Source organism: Rhodanobacter ginsengiterrae (genome assembly GCF_050026815.1).
GTDB classification, from domain to species: domain Bacteria; phylum Pseudomonadota; class Gammaproteobacteria; order Xanthomonadales; family Rhodanobacteraceae; genus Rhodanobacter; species Rhodanobacter ginsengiterrae.
The window spans coordinates 1-1,060 of record NZ_JALBWO010000024.1; the positions used below are offsets into that span (position 1 = coordinate 1).

1 protein-coding gene is annotated in these 1,060 nt (G+C 60.2%); it reads right to left on the bottom strand.

Translation table 11 applies throughout. The annotated features are described in order from the left end of the window. Positions 1-1,060 (bottom strand): IS3 family transposase gene (locus ACQGNJ_RS00130; RefSeq protein ID WP_426687222.1). Its coding sequence is split into 2 segments (ribosomal slippage), with 1,061 coding nucleotides annotated over them: positions 1-823 and positions 823-1,060; the frame shifts between segments, so codons are not numbered across the junction. This gene is flagged as partial in the annotation.

Consider the following 1,060-nt stretch of genomic DNA (forward strand, 5'->3'; position numbering starts at 1 on the left):
TTTTGAATTCGGAACTCGGCGGGCGTGAGGCCGTCGAGGCTGTCATGAGGGATCTCGTTGTTGTAATCGGCGATCCATCGCTCGGCCTGCTCACGTACTTCAGAGAGGTTACGGAAGACATGCATGTCCAGCACGCCGCGTCGGAAGCTGCCGTTGAAGCGTTCGATGAAGCCGTTCTGCATGGGCCGACCCGGCTCGATGAAGTCCAGGGCGATGCCCTTGCGCTCCGCCCATTCGGCCAGGGCCAGCGCGATGAACTCCGGACCATTGTCCAGGCGCAGCTTGGTGGGATAGCCACGCCAAGCGGCGATGCGCTCCAGCGTGCGAATAACGCGCGTGGCCGGCAGGTTCAGATCGATCTCCACTGCCAACGCCTCGCGGCTGAAATCATCGATCACGTTGAACGTACGAAAGCGCCGCCCGTCCCACAAGGCGTCGGACATGAAGTCGATCGACCAACTGCCATTGATCTGGTCGCCGGCCACGAGTGGCATCGGGTGTCGGTTAGGCAACCGCTTCTTCCCGCGGCGACGCCGGTTGAGCTGCATCAGGCAATACACACGCCACACCCTTTTGTGATTCCAGACCAAACCGCGACGGCGGATCAGCTGGAACAACTTATCGAAGCCACGCTCCGGAAATCGCTCGGCCAGCTCGGCCAGTAACCCGATCACTGCCTCGTCCCGATCAACGCGGCGCTTGTAGCGCGCCGTCGATCGAGAAAGTCCCACCGCCTGACAAGCCCGACGTTCGCTCCAGTGGTGGACATCCATCAACCACGACATGAGCGGGCGTTTGTGCGCCGGGTCTACAGTTTTTTTGCGATGACGTCCTTCAGTGCCATGTTCTCCAGCGACAGGTCGGCGAACATGCGCTTGAGGCGACTGTTCTCTTCTTCCAGATCCTTAAGCCGCCGAACATCAGCCGCCTCCATGCCGCCGTACTTGGACTTCCATACGTAGTAGGTCGCATCCGATATGCCCAGCTCGCGACATACATCCTTGACCTGGCGACCACCTTCGACCTGCTTCAGCGTCGCGACGATCTGACTTTCAGTGAA